General features: G+C 70.2%; 14 protein-coding genes and 1 tRNA gene. 7 read left to right on the plus strand and 8 right to left on the minus strand.

Translation table 11 applies throughout. The features are described from left to right. Positions 1–193: 193 nt before the first annotated feature. Positions 194–1,600, plus strand: a complete 1,407-nt coding sequence (locus OTB19_RS32475; protein WP_267802271.1) for a tyrosine-type recombinase/integrase — start codon at positions 194–196, stop codon at positions 1,598–1,600. 325 nt (positions 1,601–1,925) lie between these two features. Beyond that, positions 1,926–2,546: a hypothetical protein gene (locus tag OTB19_RS32480; RefSeq protein ID WP_267802272.1), complete on the plus strand. Its 621-nt coding sequence runs from the start codon at positions 1,926–1,928 to the stop codon at positions 2,544–2,546. A 253-nt stretch (positions 2,547–2,799) separates the two neighbouring features. On the opposite strand, the gene OTB19_RS32485 is transcribed toward OTB19_RS32480, so the two are convergent. From OTB19_RS32485 to OTB19_RS32510, 6 genes are all read right to left on the minus strand, one after another. Next, positions 2,800–2,887, minus strand: a tRNA-Ser gene (locus tag OTB19_RS32485). Between the two features lie 44 nt (positions 2,888–2,931). Beyond that, complete coding sequence (locus OTB19_RS32490) at positions 2,932–3,882, minus strand: trypsin-like serine peptidase (RefSeq protein ID WP_267802273.1); 951 nt, start codon at positions 3,880–3,882, stop codon at positions 2,932–2,934. Between the two features lie 237 nt (positions 3,883–4,119). After that, positions 4,120–5,172 (minus strand): YeiH family protein, encoded by a 1,053-nt coding sequence (locus OTB19_RS32495; protein ID WP_267802274.1) that lies wholly within the window; start codon positions 5,170–5,172, stop codon positions 4,120–4,122. Next, the gene (locus tag OTB19_RS32500; protein WP_267802275.1) at positions 5,172–5,726 is read right to left on the minus strand and encodes a cysteine dioxygenase family protein; all 555 of its coding nucleotides are present in this window, start codon (positions 5,724–5,726) and stop codon (positions 5,172–5,174) included. The genes OTB19_RS32495 and OTB19_RS32500 overlap by 1 nt, the downstream gene beginning before the upstream one ends. Positions 5,727–5,826: 100 nt before the next feature. Next, a complete protein-coding gene (locus OTB19_RS32505; protein WP_267802276.1) occupies positions 5,827–6,732 on the minus strand; it encodes a LysR family transcriptional regulator in 906 nt (301 codons plus the stop codon). 142 nt (positions 6,733–6,874) lie between these two features. After that, complete coding sequence (locus OTB19_RS32510) at positions 6,875–8,395, minus strand: S1C family serine protease (protein WP_267802277.1); 1,521 nt, start codon at positions 8,393–8,395, stop codon at positions 6,875–6,877. Between the two features lie 234 nt (positions 8,396–8,629). Here OTB19_RS32510 and OTB19_RS32515 point away from each other — a divergent pair, with 234 nt between their 5' ends. The 3 genes from OTB19_RS32515 (at position 8,630) to OTB19_RS32525 (ending at position 11,349) form a co-directional block, all read left to right on the plus strand. Beyond that, positions 8,630–9,430: a glycerophosphodiester phosphodiesterase gene (locus tag OTB19_RS32515; RefSeq protein WP_267802278.1), complete on the plus strand. Its 801-nt coding sequence runs from the start codon at positions 8,630–8,632 to the stop codon at positions 9,428–9,430. 84 nt (positions 9,431–9,514) lie between these two features. Then, the gene (locus OTB19_RS32520; protein WP_267802279.1) at positions 9,515–10,117 is read left to right on the plus strand and encodes an ATP-binding protein; all 603 of its coding nucleotides are present in this window, start codon (positions 9,515–9,517) and stop codon (positions 10,115–10,117) included. Between the two features lie 245 nt (positions 10,118–10,362). Next, entirely contained in the window at positions 10,363–11,349 is a 987-nt protein-coding gene (locus tag OTB19_RS32525) for a DUF5926 family protein (protein WP_267802280.1), read from the plus strand. Between the two features lie 181 nt (positions 11,350–11,530). On the opposite strand, the gene OTB19_RS32530 is transcribed toward OTB19_RS32525, so the two are convergent. Together OTB19_RS32530 and OTB19_RS32535 are read right to left on the minus strand one after the other, a co-directional pair. Continuing rightward, positions 11,531–12,091 (minus strand): hypothetical protein, encoded by a 561-nt coding sequence (locus OTB19_RS32530; RefSeq protein WP_267802281.1) that lies wholly within the window; start codon positions 12,089–12,091, stop codon positions 11,531–11,533. Positions 12,092–12,221: 130 nt separating this feature from the next. Further along, positions 12,222–12,938: a bifunctional DNA primase/polymerase gene (locus tag OTB19_RS32535; RefSeq protein WP_267802282.1), complete on the minus strand. Its 717-nt coding sequence runs from the start codon at positions 12,936–12,938 to the stop codon at positions 12,222–12,224. Between the two features lie 406 nt (positions 12,939–13,344). Between OTB19_RS32535 and OTB19_RS32540 the strand changes: the two genes are divergently transcribed. Next, positions 13,345–14,898: a PP2C family protein-serine/threonine phosphatase gene (locus tag OTB19_RS32540; protein WP_267802283.1), complete on the plus strand. Its 1,554-nt coding sequence runs from the start codon at positions 13,345–13,347 to the stop codon at positions 14,896–14,898. Between the two features lie 92 nt (positions 14,899–14,990). Continuing rightward, positions 14,991–16,457 (plus strand): aminopeptidase P family protein, encoded by a 1,467-nt coding sequence (locus OTB19_RS32545; RefSeq protein ID WP_267802284.1) that lies wholly within the window; start codon positions 14,991–14,993, stop codon positions 16,455–16,457. Positions 16,458–16,490 lie beyond the last annotated feature (33 nt).

Genomic DNA, 16,490 nt, shown 5'->3' on the forward strand with positions numbered 1-16,490 from the left:
CCACCTCCGACCTGGACGATCTCCTGGCCAGGCTCGACCAGCACACCGCCGATCACCCAGAAGAATCCTCCGCCGCCAAGGCCGCGTGATCAACCCCCGAAGGACTTACGACGCAGACCACTTAGCTAACCCAGCGTCTCGGGCCCCAGCCACTCCGGCTGGGGCCCTTTCGCTTTCCTCGAACGGAGTCGAGTTGTACAGCTACGACGTACGGATCTGGGGCATCCGGAGCCGCCAGAGCAAGAGCGCCCCGTACCAGCTCCGATGGATCGTCGGGGGCGAGGAGCACCAATCCCCCTTCCTGACCAAGACCCTGGCCGACGGCCGACGCGCTCAGCTGATGGAAGCCGTTCGCAAGGGCGAGCAGTTCGACGTGTCGTCCGGGTTGCCCGTCTCCGAACTTCGCCAGCTCAAGTCGCCCACCTGGTTCGAGCACGCCAGGGCCTACACCTGTATGAAGTGGCCGGACGCTGCGGCCAAGCACCGAGTAGGCATCGCCGAAGCGATGACGAACGTGACCATGGCTCTCGTCACGGGGGGAAAGTCGGCTCCCGACCCGAAGGTGCTGCGGCTGGCCTTGCGGTCATGGGCCTTTCAGATGACGTTGGACGATCAGGGCAACGCCGTCCCCCGCATGAATGCCGAGCAGCCGCCGGCGCCAGCAGCCCAGGCTCTGGAGTGGATGGCCAGGCATTCCCTCCGCCTGTCCGAAGTGGCGCAGGCTGAGAACCTGCGTCGTGCGCTGGCTGCCATCTCTAGGCGCCTCAACGGCAAGCGCGCGGCTGACAATACGATCAGGCGCAAGCGTGCTGTCCTGAGCAACGCGCTTCGGTACGCGGTCGAATGCGACGCTCTGCCGACGAATCCCCTGCCCAAGGTCGACTGGGACCCTCCGCAGACCGATGACGAAGTGGACTTCCAGTACGTGCCCGGGCCCGAGCTGGCCCGTCGGATCCTGGACGCCGTCCGGGCCCAGGGCAACCGCGGCGAGCATCTCCACGCGTTCTTCGGGTGCATGTACTACGCCGCAATGCGCCCGTCTGAAGTGGCAGCCCTCGCCAAGGGCGACTGCAAGTTGCCCTCGACGGGCTGGGGGGAGTTGGTCTTGCGCCGAAGCCGCCCGGAGGTCGGCGCGGGCTGGACGGATGGCGGCACGCCGTACGACGAACGGGGCCTCAAGCGCCGTGCGCGCAAGGCCACGCGGTCGGTGCCCGTGCCGCCGGCGCTCGTGCAGCTCCTCCGAAGCCACCTGGACCGTGACGGGACGGCTACCGATGGCCGGCTGTTCCGTGCGGTGGAAGGTGGCCGGGTCGGCTCCAACGAGTACACCCGCGTCTGGGGCGGAGCCCGGGCGAAGGCCCTGCCCGCTGCGGACGTGGAAACGCCGCTCGCCGAGGTCCCCTACTCGCTGCGGCACGCCGGTGTCTCGCTCTGGATCAAAGCGGGTGTCGACCCAGTGGAGGTAGCCCGTCGCGCCGGCCACAGCGTGGCCGTCCTCTGGAAGTTCTACGCGAAGATCCTTCGGGGTCAGCAGCAGGTGTCGAACCAGCTCATTGATCAGGCTCTGGCGGAGGATGGCACATCCCGAGAAGCCCACTGAGGTTGAACTCGTGGTGTCGCGGAGGCGGTCAGGTCTGCCCGGCCGCCCCGGCCGCCCCGGCCGCCCCGGCCGCCCCGGCCGCCCCGGCCGCCCCGGCCGCCCCGGCCGCCCCGGCCGCCCCGGCCGCCCATATTGACGCAATCGCATTCAAGTTGAAAATTCACCCGAAATTGATGGCTAGATCCTGTGCAGTAACCGGCCACCAAGGTGAAGAATGGACGACATGGGGACCCGCCCATGCCACACAATCTAAGCATCTCCTTGAGTTGGCCCTCATGCCATCACAGGTCAAGTCCTGCGAGGCGACTCCACATTGGGGACCAATATGACCAAGACTCCCGCGCTATACATTCCTCGCCTTATTGGCGCATCGTGTTTGACGGCGGCGCTTACCGTCTCCACAGGAGCGACTGTTGCTCTTGCGGCCGCCCAGCACCCACCGACCGCTTTGGCCACGATTTCGACTCGGGTTTCTGATCCCGAACCTCCTCCAGAGTCAACCGGCCAGCACGACGACACCAGCACCACCAACCAGGAAGGGAACGGCCAGCACGACGACACCAGCACCACCAACCAGGAAGGGAACGGCCAGCACGACGACACCAGCACCACCAACCAGGAAGGGAACGGCCGGCACGACGACACCAGCACCACCAACCAGGAAGGGACGATCGATACAGATAAGGTTCCCTTCTACAAGATTCAACCACAAGGCGTGAACCCGCCCTCTGAGGAGGGCATCACCCCCGAAGACGCTCAGAAGCGGCTAGGGGTATTCCTCCACTTGGCCAGTTGCGTTGCCAGTCGTACCCCTACTGGCGCGCAGTGCCAGGCGCTCTACCAGGAGATAGCAAAGCAGGGTGGGCCAATTTGGAAATGCGTCGAGTCACGCGGCTCCGATTGGTTTGTGTGCTTGGGGGCCACCGAGAACAACCCGATCAAATAGCAGCGATCACCGCAACGGGCGAACAGATACCAGGTCCAGCTGCGGGAACCCGCCGACGCGATACATCGCGGGGATCAAGGACCGCCAGCCCTCGCGAGACTACGAGTTGGACGCCACTGACGGCTTGGCCACAGGTTGGCCACCCACGCTGGTCAACGGCGTGACAGGGGCGTTCAGGGTGAGACACAGTGAACGACAAAGGGGTGCCCCTCAGCGAGGGACACCCCTTCTGATCAGCACGTTCGCTGACCTGTGGCGGTGGGTGTGGGATTTGAACCCACGGTGACTCGCGCCACGACGGTTTTCAAGACCGTTCCCTTAGGCCGCTCGGGCAACCCACCTGGCCGGTACAGAGTACCGGGCGGTGGGGGTGTGCGGGGGCTGGTCAGGCCGTTTGTGCCTGGTCGTACGCCGCCTTGACCTCATTGCCGAAGTACGGGCCGAACATCCGGTTCGGCAGGAAGACGTATCCGAAGCTGTTCACCGAGACCTGGGTACCCAGTCCGGTCGCCTCGTTGAAGTCCTGGAACCAGGGGCCTCCGCTGGAGCCACCGGTCATGTTGCAGCCCAGCCCGTGGTCCTTGGTGAGCAGGAAGTCCTTGCTGCTGTTGCCGCTGCAGTAGACGAGCTTGGTGCCGTCGTACGGCGCCGCGGCGGGGAAGCCGAAGGAGTACATCTTCTTGTTGTAGCCCCCGTTGAACAGGATCCCCTGGGCACCGACGACCTGGCTGAGCTTCTGGCCGTTCAGCGGGGCGACCACCGCGAGGCCGACGTCCATGTTCATGTCCTCGCTCGCCGCCCACTGCGCGGTGGCGAAGGTGCGCGTGGCCGACCACTGGCCGAAGGGCGCGTTGCCGTTGTCGTACGCCGGGACGAAGACCCAGTTGGTGTGCCAGGCGCCCTGGTACTTCACGCAGTGCCCGGCCGTGATGACGGTGCTGCCGTTGGCGCCGGCGATCGAATCGCCGGAGCAGGACGCCGTCCGGTCGCCCATGGTGAAGAACACCCGCCCGGACGTCTTCACCACGGCCCCGCCGCCCGTCCACGCGCCACCCGTCTGCGGGAACGCGGTGGGTGAGGCGGGGACGGTCGTGGGGGCCACACGGGTGGGTCGGTCCGCCGGGGAGGGAGCCGTACGGATGCTCCCCGGCGCCGCGGTGACGTCCAGCGGGACCGCGGACCGCATGCGCTCGGCGGTCCAGAAGCCCTGGCTGTGTTGCTGACGGAACGAGACGGGGGCGTCGGCGGCGACCGACGGGGTGGCGGCGGTCAAGGCGCCGGCCAGCAGGGCGCCCGCGGCCAACAGAACCGATAAGGCAGTGCGATGACGATTCACGCAGGACTCCTTCTGCCGTGCCCGGGCCGGTCGGGTCCGGGCAGGGTGGGGGTGAAGAGTTGCCGGTGCGGATCGGGTGCAGGGTTGCACGGGCCGTACGAGATGTCAGGCACCGGTCGGAACGTTCGCTCGGTTCCGGCCAGGAAATGGCCAACTCCCTTCCGTTCCCTGACACCTGAGAAGGGGGATCAGCCGCCGCCGACCCCGCCAGGCGCATCGGACACGCCGACCGCCCGGTCAGAGCGTGAGCAGAACACCCGCGTACGAGGCCCCGGCGACCACCACCCATGCCCCGAGACCGAGCAGCGCCGCCCGCCCCCCGGTCCGGGCCAGGGTCGGCAGGTGCACCGCGCTGCCCAGCCCGAACAGCGCCGCCGCCAGCAGCGCCTCCTGCGCGGTGTGTGCCCACTCCAGCGCCACGTCGGGCAGCACACCCGTCGCCCGCAGCGCGGCGGCCGCCAGGAACCCGGCGACGAACAGGGGCACCGGTGCCGGCCGGCGGCCCGAGGCCGTGCGCACCCCGCGCCGCCGGGCCCGTACGGAGAAGGCCACCGCCGCGACGAGCGGGGCCAGCAGCGCCACCCGCATCAGTTTCACCAGGACGGCCTCGCCCAGGGCGCCGGGGCCCGCCGTCTGGGCCGTCGCCACGACCTGGCCGACGTCGTGCACGCTCGCGCCCACCCAGCGCCCGAAGGCGAGGTCGGACAGTGCCAAGGGGTCCTGGAGGAGCGGGAGCACCGCGATGGCCAGCGTTCCGCAGAGGGTGACCAGGGCCACCGACGAGGCCACGTCCTCCTCGTCGCTGCCGGAGACCTGACTGACGGCGCCGATCGCCGAAGCCCCGCAGATCGAGTAGCCGGTCGCGATCAACAGCGGCTGATCGCCCGGCAGTCCGAGCCTGCGCCCCAGCCAGAGGGTCCCGAGGAAGGTGGCCGCGACCACCCCGGTCACCATGGCGACGGTCGCCCAGCCCAGCCCCAGCACCTGGTCCAGGCCGAGACCGAGTCCCAGCAGGACGATGCCGATCCGCATCAACCTCCGCCCCGCCAGGGAGAGGCCCGCCCGCGCGGGGCCTCGTACGACGGTCCGTAGTCGCGGGAGGTGGGCGATCGCGATACCGAGCACCACCGCCGCGGTCAGCATCGGCACCGCCGGCACCAGCCGGTGGACGCACCAGGCCACGAAGGCGCCCGCTACGGCCAGCCCCAACCCCGGCCAGGGGGAAGATGTTTCACGTGAAACAACGCGTGCCCGCCCGGGCCGGTGGACGGGGCGGTGCAACAGGGCCATCAGTCGGCCGGGAGGGTGTAGACGCGGCGCACGCTGCTGCCCAGGCGGGAGACGTCGGCGCCGTAGACGTGAAGGGATATCGCCGTCGTACGACAGGAGTTGCGGACCTGGTGGATGTCCCCGGGCGGGGCGAACCCGCAGACGTCCCCCTGGTCGTTGACCACCTCTTCGGTGGGCACCAGCCGGGCGCCGTCCGTGCCCGTCGCCGGGGCGAGCCGGTAGCGGCGCTCGCTCTCCGTGCCCTGGTGGACCCCGGCCACGCACCACGAGACGTGGTCGTGGATGGACGTCTCCTGACCCGGCAGCCACACCAGTGCCACCACCGAGAAGCTGCCGTCGGGCTCCGCGTGCAGGATGTGCTGCCGGTACCGGTCCGGATGCCCCTCGCACTGGTCGGGGGTGAGCAGGTCGGACGCGCCCAGGTGCGGGGTGATCCGCTCACCGACCAGGTAGGCGGTCAGGTCGGGGGCGAGCCCGCGTTCCACTACCGTGCGGATCTCGCTGACGAGGGCGGCCATCCTCGCGGTCGTTCTGGCCGGCGTGGTGGTGGTCATAGGGGCAGCGTCGAACAGCCCACCGATCACGTCCAACGACAGTTTTCACCCGAAATCCCAAGCACAGCTTATGGATTGGGTCGGGCGATCACGGCTGCGGTCAGCAGCCGACCCGGTTCGACGCCACCCGTTTCAGTTCGTCCAACACCACGGCCGTCGCGGGAATCCTCAGGTGGTCCCGGTACACGTACGCGGAGATGTGACGGCGGGCCGCCGGCTGGAGGGCCCGCCCGCAGACCCGGGTGAGGGCCAGTGACGGCAGGACGAGGGCGGGCATCATCGCCACGCCCAGGCCTTGCGCGACCAGGCTCTGCACCACCAGGTTGTCGTCGGTCGCGAACCGGATGTCGGGCACGAAGCCGAGCTCCGCGCACTCGTGCAGCAGGTTCGCCCGGCAGCGCGGGCACCCGGCGATCCACCGCTCCTCGGCCAGGTCGGCCAGGTTCACGGCCCGGCGCCTGGCCAGTGGGTGCCCGGTCGGCAGGAGCACCGTCAGCTGGTCCTCCAGCAGCCTGACCTCGTGGACCTCCTCCGGAACCTCCTCGCGCAGTCCGGGATAGGTGAAGGCCAGCGTGATGTCGCACTCGCCGCGTCGCAGCCGGTGCAGCGACTCCGGCGGCTCCCCCTCCAGCAGTTCGACCTGGATCCCCGGATGGGACGCGGCCAGGCCGCTGAGCGCTTCCGGAACGAGGGTGACGTTGACGCTGGGGAACCCGCAGACCCGGACCCGGCCGGTGCTCAGACGCGCGTACGCCTTCAGTTGGGCCTCGGCGGCGGAGAGGCTGCCGAGAATGGAGTCGGCATGCCTGGCCAGCGACCGGCCGGCTTCGGTGAGTTGCATCGTGCGGCCGATGCGGGTGAACAGCGGGGTGCCGACGGCCCGTTCGAGCGCCTTCATCTGCTGGGTGATCGCGGGCTGGGTGTATCCGAGGGCCCGCGCGGCGGCCGAGTACGAACCGCAGGCGACCACTTCATGGAATGTCCGTATGTGCCGGGAATCGAACACGCCCAAAGCATAAGCGGACGTTGGGAGGGACCGCAGGCTTAATCGCGCCTGCGGCCCCTCTCCATCAAGCCGGCGTCCAGCACCCGTCGAGCAGAGCCGGTCGAGCGGAGCCCGGTCCGGGTCGTGGGTGCGTGGCTGGGTGCTACTTGTCCCCGGTCCGCGAGCCGAGGGTGATGTCCACGGTGCTCGGCTTGCCGCCGCGCAGGTAGGTCAGCTTCACGGTGTCGCCCGGCTTGTACGTCCAGATCTCGCTGATCAGGGTCGGGCCGCTGTCGATCGGCTTGTCGCCCAGCTGGGTGATGATGTCGCCGGGCTTGAGACCCGCCTTGCCCGCCGGCCCGTTCGGGTCGACCAGTTCGTTGGCGGGGGCTCCGGACTCGGAGATCTTGGCGCCCTCCGTCTTGGCCTGGAGGTCGACGGAGACCGAGATCACCGGGTAGACCGGCTTGCCCGTCTTGATCAGCGACTCGGCGACGTTCTTCGCCTGGTTGATCGGGATGGCGAAGCCGAGGCCGATCGAACCGGCCTGACCGCCGCCGAAGCCGCCGTTGCCGGCCGACTGGATCGCGGAGTTGATGCCGATGACCGCGCCGCGGCCGTCGAGGAGCGGGCCGCCGGAGTTGCCGGGGTTGATGGAGGCGTCCGTCTGCAGCGCGCTCATGTACGAGTTCTTGCCGCTGGAGCCGTCACCGGAGGCCACCGGGCGGTTCTTGGCGCTGACGATGCCGGTGGTGACCGTGTTGGACAGGCCGAAGGGCGCGCCGATCGCGATGGTCGAGTCGCCGACGGCCACCTTGTCGGAGTCGCCCAGCGCCAGCGGCTTGAGGCCGGCCGGCGGGTTCTTCAGCTTGAGCACGGCCACGTCGTAGCCCTCGGCGCGGCCGATGACCTCGGCCTCGAACCGCTTGCCGTTGGAGAAGGTCGCGGAGAGCTTGCCGCCGTTGGCCGCGGAGGCCACCACGTGGTTGTTGGTGAGGATGTGGCCCTGCGCGTCGTAGACGAAGCCGGTGCCCGTGCCACCCTCGCCGTCACCGGCCTTCGCCTCGATGGTCACCACGCTCGGCAGTGCCCCTGCCGCCAGACCGGCGACGGAGCCCGCCTCCCGCTTGAGGTCCTTCGGGGTGCTGGCGCTGATGGTGGTCGAGCCCGAGCCGTCGTGCGAACGCTCCGAGGCCCAGTAGCCGATGCCGCCACCGACACCGCCCGCGATGAGGGCGGCCGCGAGCACACCCGCGATCAGTCCGCCCCTGCCCTTGGGCTTGGGCGGGGGGCCGTCCGCGGTCAGGGGCACTCCCCAGCCGCCTCCGCCGTGGCCGCCGTCGACGTACGAGGGAACGGTGGGCGGCGGCGGGGGCCAGCCCTCGGCCCCGTGGGCGGCGGCCGGGGGCTGCGCGTAGGGCGGCGCCTGGGCGTATCCCGGGTCCTGGGCATACCCGGGGGCCACAGGCCCGCCCTGGGCGTGCGGAAGCTGCTGCGTCGGCTCCGGGCCGGGCGCGCCGGCCGGGGGCGGCGGGGTGGCGGGGGCAGGGGGAACGGCGTCGGCGGGCCGCGCCGCCTTGGGCTCGGCGACCGGGTCAGGGGTGGAGGCGGGCACGGGCGCAGGCGGTACGGAAGGGGCCGCGGGGGGCTTCTGGGCCGCGGTGCCCTCGTTCTCGGTGCTCACAGCGCTCTCTCCTCGTCACAAACACGGCTTCTGGTCCTGGAAATATCTGGCGATACCGGTCCGACTGAACGTTCGACGTGCCGCACAAGTTCCAGTGCAAAGCCTTTCCCATGACCCGTCAGAGCACTGTAAGCCGGACCTGTGCGTCTCCCCCCATCCTTTATCCCCGACATTTCGGGCGCATCCGCAAGCTCGCCACGCCGTGCGGGGCCGCCGCGGTGGCACCATGACCCCGTGACCCACGCAACGCCGCTCCCCATCCAGGTCGTCGCCCACCGCGGTGCCTCGGAGGACGCCCCCGAGCACACTCTGGCCGCCTACCGGAAGGCCATGGAGGACGGGGCCGACGCCCTCGAATGTGACATCCGGCTCACGGCCGACGGCCATCTGGTCCTGGTCCACGACCGCCGGGTGAACCGCACCTCCAACGGCCGCGGCGCGGTGTCCGCCCTGGAGCTGGCCGATCTCGCGGCCCTCGACTTCGGCTCTTGGAAGGACCGCGAGGAGTCCCCGGACTGGGACGCCGATCCGGAGCGCACCTCCGTGCTCACCCTGGAGCGGCTGCTGGAGCTGGTCTCCGACGCCGGGCGGCCCGTACAGCTGGCGATCGAGACGAAGCACCCGACCCGCTGGGCCGGACAGGTGGAAGAGCGGCTCCTCTTCCTCCTCAAGCGCTTCGGACTGGACGCCCCGCCCGCCGAGGGCCCGCACCCGGTCCGCGTCATGAGCTTCTCCGCGCGCTCGCTGCACCGCGTGCGGGCGGCCGCGCCGACGATCCCGACCGTGTACCTGATGCAGTTCATCTCGCCGCGCATGCGGGACGGCCGGCTGCCGGCCGGCGTGAGCATCGCCGGTCCCGGGATGCGCATCGTGCGCAACCATCCCGGTTACATCCGCAAGCTCCAGTCGGCGGGACACTCGGTTCACGTGTGGACCGTGAACGAACCCTCGGACGTTCAGCTCTGCGCGGACCTGGATGTAGAAGCAATCATCACGAACAGACCGCGGCAAGTTCTGTCACAACTCGGGCGCTGACGTCCCGATTTGCCCACCCACCACACGTGTCCCACCCGTCACAGGGTGTGCCCCGGCGCATCCGCTCCGCATTTGTCGTCGTGAATGCGCCAGAGGGCACTTCATGAACGGTTTCCGGTCCAGGCCATTGGGGCATCCAGACCTTGGCGTGGGGCTAAGGAGGTTCCGGGGGTGGCGTTGGTGATGGCACACGAAGTGCCCACGTCGTGGTGCATGGACGTACGCCACGGTCCTGCGGGCGTGGGCGAGGCAAGGCGCCGCATGCGCGAACAACTGCGGACCGGCGGACTGTCCGAATCGGTCGTGGACGATGCCGTACTCATCCTTTCCGAACTGCTCAGCAACGCCTGCCGCCACGGCCGGCCACTGGGATCCCGGGAGGTCGGGGACGGCGAGATACGCGCCGCCTGGCGCGTCGACGGGGCGGGACGGCTGACGGTCGAGGTCACGGACGGCGGCGGACCCACCCGTCCGATCCCCTCGACCCCATCGGTCACGGCACGCGGCGGCCGGGGGCTGAACATCATCAGCGCGCTGGCCCAGGACTGGGGCGTCCGGGACGGGGCGGCGGGTGAGGTCACCGTGTGGGTGGTCGTTGCCTGTGGGACCCGTCACGAGGATTTCGCTACGCGCGTCACAGCCCCGGCGATCGGCTTCGGAACGGCCTTCGACGACCTGAGCCACTGAGTCCCCGGTCCGGACCCCGGGCCCTGGCCCCGAGTCACCGAGCGCGCGCCCGGGCCACCCCACGCCCCGGGCACCCGCGGGACGCCGCCCGGGACCGGGAACCCGGCTGACCGCGGCAACGGAGGCGGCCGTCGGGAGCGCACGCCGACCGCGAACCCGGCCGCACCCCACAGGTTCCGGCGGTGTGAACGGCTAGGCTCGCGCCCAGAAAACCGCCGCACCGCCGCAACCGGGAGACACCCACGATGGCAAAGAAGCGCCCCGCCGCGAAAAACGCGAAGTCGCAGCGCACGCCGCAGCTCAACAACGGGGAGATCCCCGTGGTGGGTGCCCGCGAGCCCTGTCCCTGCGGATCCGGGCGCCGCTACAAGGCCTGTCACGGCGCCGCCGCCGCGCACGCCGTGACCGAGCACGTGCGGCGCCCCTTCGAGGGCCTGCCCGGCGAGTGCGACTGGGTCGCGCTGCGCGAGCTGGTACCCGCCGCGACCATCCCGCTCACCCTCAAGGGCGGCCTGCCCGACGGCGTTCCCTCGGTGACGCTGGTGACCGTGCTGCCGATGGCCTGGCCGGCGCTGCGCCGTGAGGACGGCTCCGTCCTCCTGGGCCTGCAGAACGACTCGACCACCGGTGACCTCGCCCGGGACATGGCCGACACCCTGGAGCGCGCGCTGGTGGCGGAGCCGGGTACCCCGGTTCCCGCCCGTCGAGTTCCGGCCGAGGGCCCGCGACTTCAGGATATCCTGGACACGGACAGCGTTTTCGAGCCGGTTGTCCACAGTGGCTTCGAATTCTGGATTCCGGATGCGGAGAACGCCCAGAACGCCTCTCCGGAGATCGCCGCCTCGCTGGAACGCGCCAACGCCGCCGCGATTCCCACCGTCAAGCTGGCCGGCGTGGACGCGGCCTACTGGTGCGAGACGCCGGACAAGAACCACCTGCGCTGGGTCATGCCGCAGCCCGAGGAGAAGCTGCTCGACGCACTGGCGCGACTGCACGCGGCCGGCACCTCGTCCCTCGGTGAAGGCACCAAGCTCGTCGGTTCCTTCCGCGCCCACGGTCTGATGGTTCCCGTCTGGGACCTGCCCACCGGCGTCTCGGCCGACGACGTCGAGAAGCCCGCCGCGGAACTCGCGGAGCGCCTGGCCGCGGCCCTGGCCACGGACGCGCCCCTGACGACGGAGGAGCGTCGAGCCCGCGCCGGCCTCACGAACCGCCAGGTCACGCTCAGCTGACCACCGCGCGCGCCCAGGACCGGTGACTGGGGTCACAACTCCCGCTAATCGCCTGCAAATCCGTGTCCGAATATCAGAGATCGAATTTGCGAACAGGCGATCTCTTGTTACCGTTCTTGTAGCCCGGTCGCTGGTGCATCCCCCGTCGCCAGCGACCGGGCCCTTCCATTTCAGGCGATGTTCAACCATCGCCCGGTGCCGGTGAGTTGCTCCCGGACCTCAGCAGCAACGCCCCTTCATCATCCGGAACTGCAAACTCCGCCACGGCCGAGTAGCCCTCCGGGCCTCCCGCCGAGTCGTCACGCGGTGTTTCGCACAGCCCCGGCTCGTCACCCGGCCCGACGACGCAGCGGATCTGCACGGTGCGGCCCGCCGGCCCCATCATCGTCAGCACGGCGTCCAACGCGCGGCCACTGGTGTTGCGGTAGTAACTCCGGCCCCACGTACTGCCTTCGCCGACCAGGACGCAGGTTTGTGCCTCCACACCGTGCTGCGAGGAGACCTCGGGGCCGCACCGGGCATCCGTACGCGGCTGCACGGGTGGCCCGGGCTGTGCGGGACGGGCCGCGGGCGACGGTTTGCCCTTCGGGCGGGACGGGTCCGAAAGGCCGAGCGTGGAGAGCAACCCGCCGCCCTTTCCGTCATCCTGACCGGCGAAATCCGGCCCGGCCATCGCCCCCGCGAGGGGAAGGGACAAGATGATCAGCACACCGGCGCCGATAGCGATCAGGCGGAGATTCATTCGCCGAAGATAGCGATGCGGGAAAGGGGCGCGGAGATCCCCGCGCCCAATTCCCTTGGAAACTCGCCCAGCCGGCACCCGTACGAGTGATCTCCCGAGCGGAGATCGGCGTTCGGGGACACGGCGTCGATCAGTACGCCAACCGGCTGCCGCCGCCCGGCGCTCCGCTGCTCGCCTCGACCAACGCGTCCACGACCGCCTCCACCTCGGGCAGCCAGATGCCGTCGGGACCCACCTCCGGCTCCCGGTTCCAACACACCTGTCCACCGCCGGACGCGACGGACGGGGGCAGCAACAGGTAGCCGCCCTCGCCGTGGAAGCGCAGCGAGGAGGGCACGTGGTCCTTGGCGTACAGGAGTTCACCGAGCCGTTCCAACGAATACGGCGCCACCAGCAGGGACCACCTGGTCGGCGTCGCGACGATCGGACCGAGCCGCATGCCCTGCGCGTCCAGCCGTCCGACGGCACGCGCTGCGGCGGTGGCCGGCAGGCTCACCGCACACGGAGCGGCCCCGCCGGTGGCCACGAGCAACGGAGCGGCCGGCCGCCTGGCCCACCACCAGGCCACCATCCGGGGGTCGGTGGTGGCCGCGAGCAGCCCCGGGTCGAAGGGATGGGCGCCGGGCACCACACAGTCGGGATCGGGGCAGGCACAGCGCACGCCATCGGCGCCGGCCCGGCCCACGCCGGGCAGCACGGGCCACCGCCATTCGGCGGCGCAGACGAGAGCCGCATCGAGGAGGGACGGAGTGCCGCCGTCCGGGATCCGGTCGGAGGGGGAGGTCGGTCGCAGGGTTTTCAAGCGATCGCGGAGCCGCTGGAGACGCCTTCCGAGGATCTCGCGCATGAGCGCTCGTTCCTTTCCGTTGAACGCCGAGGGCCACATCACACCAGGTAAGCGGTGCATCACCACACGTACACGTTGCGCGTCACTGTCCGCCAGAAGCAGGTTCACACGGTTCGTGCAGTTTTCTTACGGGTCCATCAAACGTCCGGCGGGGGCGGAACGCGACCCGCACCGGGTCGAGACCGGCTGCCGCCGCTAAGGACGACGGGCTGCGCCGGGCGGTTCCCGGCGGGCGCCGAAAGGTCTCAACTCGCCCCGGCCACCACCGATTACGTACCCGAGCCCGCAGTGACGCCCGCCCAGTCGATCGCAAAAACCGTCCGCTTCCCGCTTTTTCCGGCCAAGTTTTAGCCTTGGCCGCACAGTGAGTTGCCGTCTCACGGACACCAGGATTCCCACCTGGGCAATGCTGGACATCGATCCTCGTGTGCGTGTAGATGTGGATCCATTGATGGCGGCGCAGCACGATCTGGGGGTTTGCGATGCTATATGGCGAATCGCACCAGGTGGAAAGGCGGACGCCATGAGCGCCCCGCATCTGCCGAAAGTGGCTGGAATCGATCCAGCAGTTACAGCGTCACCGCACACTCCGGCGCCCACCGCGCCCACACCCGCACGCAGCACCCCCGCCCAGGCCCCTCCGCCTGCCGCGAGCAGCGTCATCCAGGACCGCCTGGCGGGCATGGTCTCCGACCTCACCACCCTCCACGAACTCACCGAACGCCTCGCCCGGTCCGTCGACCTCGACTCCTCCCTGCGGGAATTCCTGCGGGCCGGGGCCGCGCTGGTCGGCGCCCGACGCGGCCTGGTCGTCCTGGAACCCTCCGACGGACTCGGCCCCACCACCACGATCGGCCTCGGTCTCGGCCACGCCGACCTCGGCCACATCGAGACGGTGCCGCGCAGCGCCACCTCGTACGGCCGCATCCTGGACGGGCTCCCGGGCGCGCACGGCGGCTCCGAGGTGCTCCCCGAACCCGGTGAGGCACCCGGCACCGGCGGGTGCGACGTCCCGGTCGACCCGCGCCACCGCGAGGTCGCCGCCCGACTCGGCTACGCGGCCAGCTACGCGCTGCCGCTGACCGCCGAGGCCACCGGCCGACTCGGCGCGGCCGTCTGGCTCTACGACGAGCAGGCCGAACCCGGCGAACGTCAGCGCGACCTCGCGGGGCTGTACGTCCGGCACGCCGCCGAGCACCTGGCCCGCATGGTCGAGGTGGAGCGTTCCCGCTCCCGCCTGGCCATCGTCGCGGAGGAGCTGCTGCCCAGCCGGCTGCCCCGGATCCCCGGCGTACAGCTCGCGGCCCGGCACCACACCGGCCCGCGCGGCGGCGGCGACTGGTACGACGCACTGCCGCTGCCCGAGGGGGCCATGGGTCTCGCCGTGGGCTCCGTCACCGGCGCCGGTCCGAGCGCCGTCGCCGCGATGGGTCGCCTGCGGGCCTCCCTGCGCGCGTATGCCGTCATGGAGGGTGAGGACCCCGTCGCGGTCCTCTCCGACCTGGAGCTGTTGCTGCGGCTGACCGAACCCGCGCGCTCGGCCACCGCGCTCTTCGCCTACTGCGAACCGGCCGCCCGGAAGATCATCCTGGCCGGCGCGGGGCACACCCCGCCCCTGCTCATCGGCGAGCGGCGGACCGAGTACGTGGAGACCTCGCTCTCCGCGCCGCTCGGGATGCTGGCCTGCTGGGAGGCGCCGAGCGTGGAGATCGAACCGGCTCCCGGAGAAACGGTGCTGCTCTACACGGACGGACTGCTGCGGCGCACCGGAGACCCGATGGACCGCGCGTACGCCCGGCTGCACGCGGCGGCCGCGGGTGTTCCCCGCGCCGCTCGCGAGGACCCGGCGGCGATCTGCGACCACATCCTCCGCACCGTCCTGCCGGAAGGGGAGGCCACGCCGGTCCAGGGGGAGGACGCCACCGAGGACATCGTTCTGCTCGCCGCCCGGTTTGACTGATTTGTCACATAGTTCGCCGGGCATCTTCCGCTCACACATACGATGGACGGGGTCCATACCCGGTCCTTGCATGTCGTAGCTGAGGAGATGACGTGGCTGACGAGCTCACCCCGGAGACCCCGGAAGAAGAGCAGCCCAAGAAGAAGCACAAGCAGCGCAAGAACGGGCTGTACCCGGGCGTCAGCGAGGAACTCGCGGAGAGCATGCGCACCGGCTGGGCCGACACGGAACTGCGTGGACTGGAGCCGATCGCCCAGGCCGCGCACACCGCCACCCGTCGCGCCGCGCTGTCCGCGCGCTTCCCCGGCGAGCGCCTGGTTATCCCCGCCGGCCGGCTCAAGACCCGGTCGAACGACACCGAGTACCCCTTCCGTGCCTCGACCGAGTACGCGTACCTCACCGGCGACCAGACCGAGAACGGCGTTCTCGTGCTGGAGCCCATGGGCGAGAGCGGCCACACCGCGACCGTCTACCTCCTGCCCCGCTCCGACCGCGAGAACGGCGAGTTCTGGCTGTCCGGCCAGGGCGAGCTGTGGGTCGGCCGCCGGCACTCCCTCGCCGAGGCCGAGCGGCTGCTGGGCATCCCCGCCAAGGACGTCCGCGAACTGGCCGCGGCCCTCACCGAGGCCGAGGGTCCGGTCCGCAACGTCCGCGGCCACGACTCCGTCATCGAGACGGCCCTGACCGACAAGGTCACCAAGGAGCGCGACGAGCAGCTGCGCGTCTACCTCTCCGAGGCCCGCGCGGTGAAGGACGACTTCGAGATCGGCGAGCTGCAGAAGGCCGTCGACTCCACCGTCCGCGGCTTCGAGGACGTCGTGAAGGTGCTCGACAAGGCCGAGGCCACGTCCGAGCGCTACATCGAGGGCACCTTCTTCCTCCGTGCCCGCGTCGAGGGCAACGACGTCGGCTACGGCTCCATCTGCGCCGCCGGTCCGCACGCCTGCACGCTGCACTGGGTCCGCAACGACGGCGATGTCCGCTCCGGCGACCTGCTGCTGCTCGACGCCGGCGTGGAGACGCACTCCCTCTACACCGCCGACGTGACGCGCACCCTGCCGATCAACGGCACGTACACCGACATCCAGCGCAAGATCTACGACGCGGTCTACGAGTCCCAGGAAGCCGGCATCGCCGCCGTCAAGCCGGGCGCGAAGTTCCGCGACTTCCACGACGCCTCGCAGCACGTGCTCGCCGAGAAGCTCGTCGAGTGGGGTCTGCTGGAGGGCCCGGTCGAGCGCGTCCTGGAGCTGGGGCTCCAGCGCCGCTGGACCCTGCACGGCACCGGCCACATGCTCGGCATGGACGTGCACGACTGCGCGGCCGCGCGCACCGAGGCGTACGTGGACGGCACGCTGGAGCCCGGCATGTGCCTCACGGTCGAGCCCGGTCTGTACTTCCAGGCCGACGACCTGACCGTGCCCGAGGAGTACCGCGGCATCGGCGTCCGGATCGAGGACGACATCATCGTCACCGAGGACGGCAACCGGAACCTCTCCGCCGGACTGCCCCGCACCTCGGTCGAGGTCGAGGCCTGGATGGCACGCCTCAAGGGCTGACATCACCCAACGCCGGTGGGCGGGACCCGCACG

This window comes from Streptomyces sp. H27-H5 (assembly GCF_026627505.1).
Lineage (GTDB): Bacteria > Actinomycetota > Actinomycetes > Streptomycetales > Streptomycetaceae > Streptomyces.

Coding starts and splice junctions, on each gene's coding strand:
- OTB19_RS32480 (WP_267802272.1), top strand. CDS start 1,926: ATGACCAAGACTCCCGCGCTATACATTCCTCGCCTTATTGGCGCATCG.
- OTB19_RS32495 (WP_267802274.1), bottom strand. CDS start 5,172: ATGGCCCTGTTGCACCGCCCCGTCCACCGGCCCGGGCGGGCACGCGTT.
- OTB19_RS32500 (WP_267802275.1), bottom strand. CDS start 5,726: ATGACCACCACCACGCCGGCCAGAACGACCGCGAGGATGGCCGCCCTC.
- OTB19_RS32520 (WP_267802279.1), top strand. CDS start 9,515: ATGCGCCAGAGGGCACTTCATGAACGGTTTCCGGTCCAGGCCATTGGG.
- OTB19_RS32525 (WP_267802280.1), top strand. CDS start 10,363: ATGGCAAAGAAGCGCCCCGCCGCGAAAAACGCGAAGTCGCAGCGCACG.
- OTB19_RS32530 (WP_267802281.1), bottom strand. CDS start 12,091: ATGAATCTCCGCCTGATCGCTATCGGCGCCGGTGTGCTGATCATCTTG.
- OTB19_RS32535 (WP_267802282.1), bottom strand. CDS start 12,938: ATGCGCGAGATCCTCGGAAGGCGTCTCCAGCGGCTCCGCGATCGCTTG.
- OTB19_RS32540 (WP_267802283.1), top strand. CDS start 13,345: ATGCTGGACATCGATCCTCGTGTGCGTGTAGATGTGGATCCATTGATG.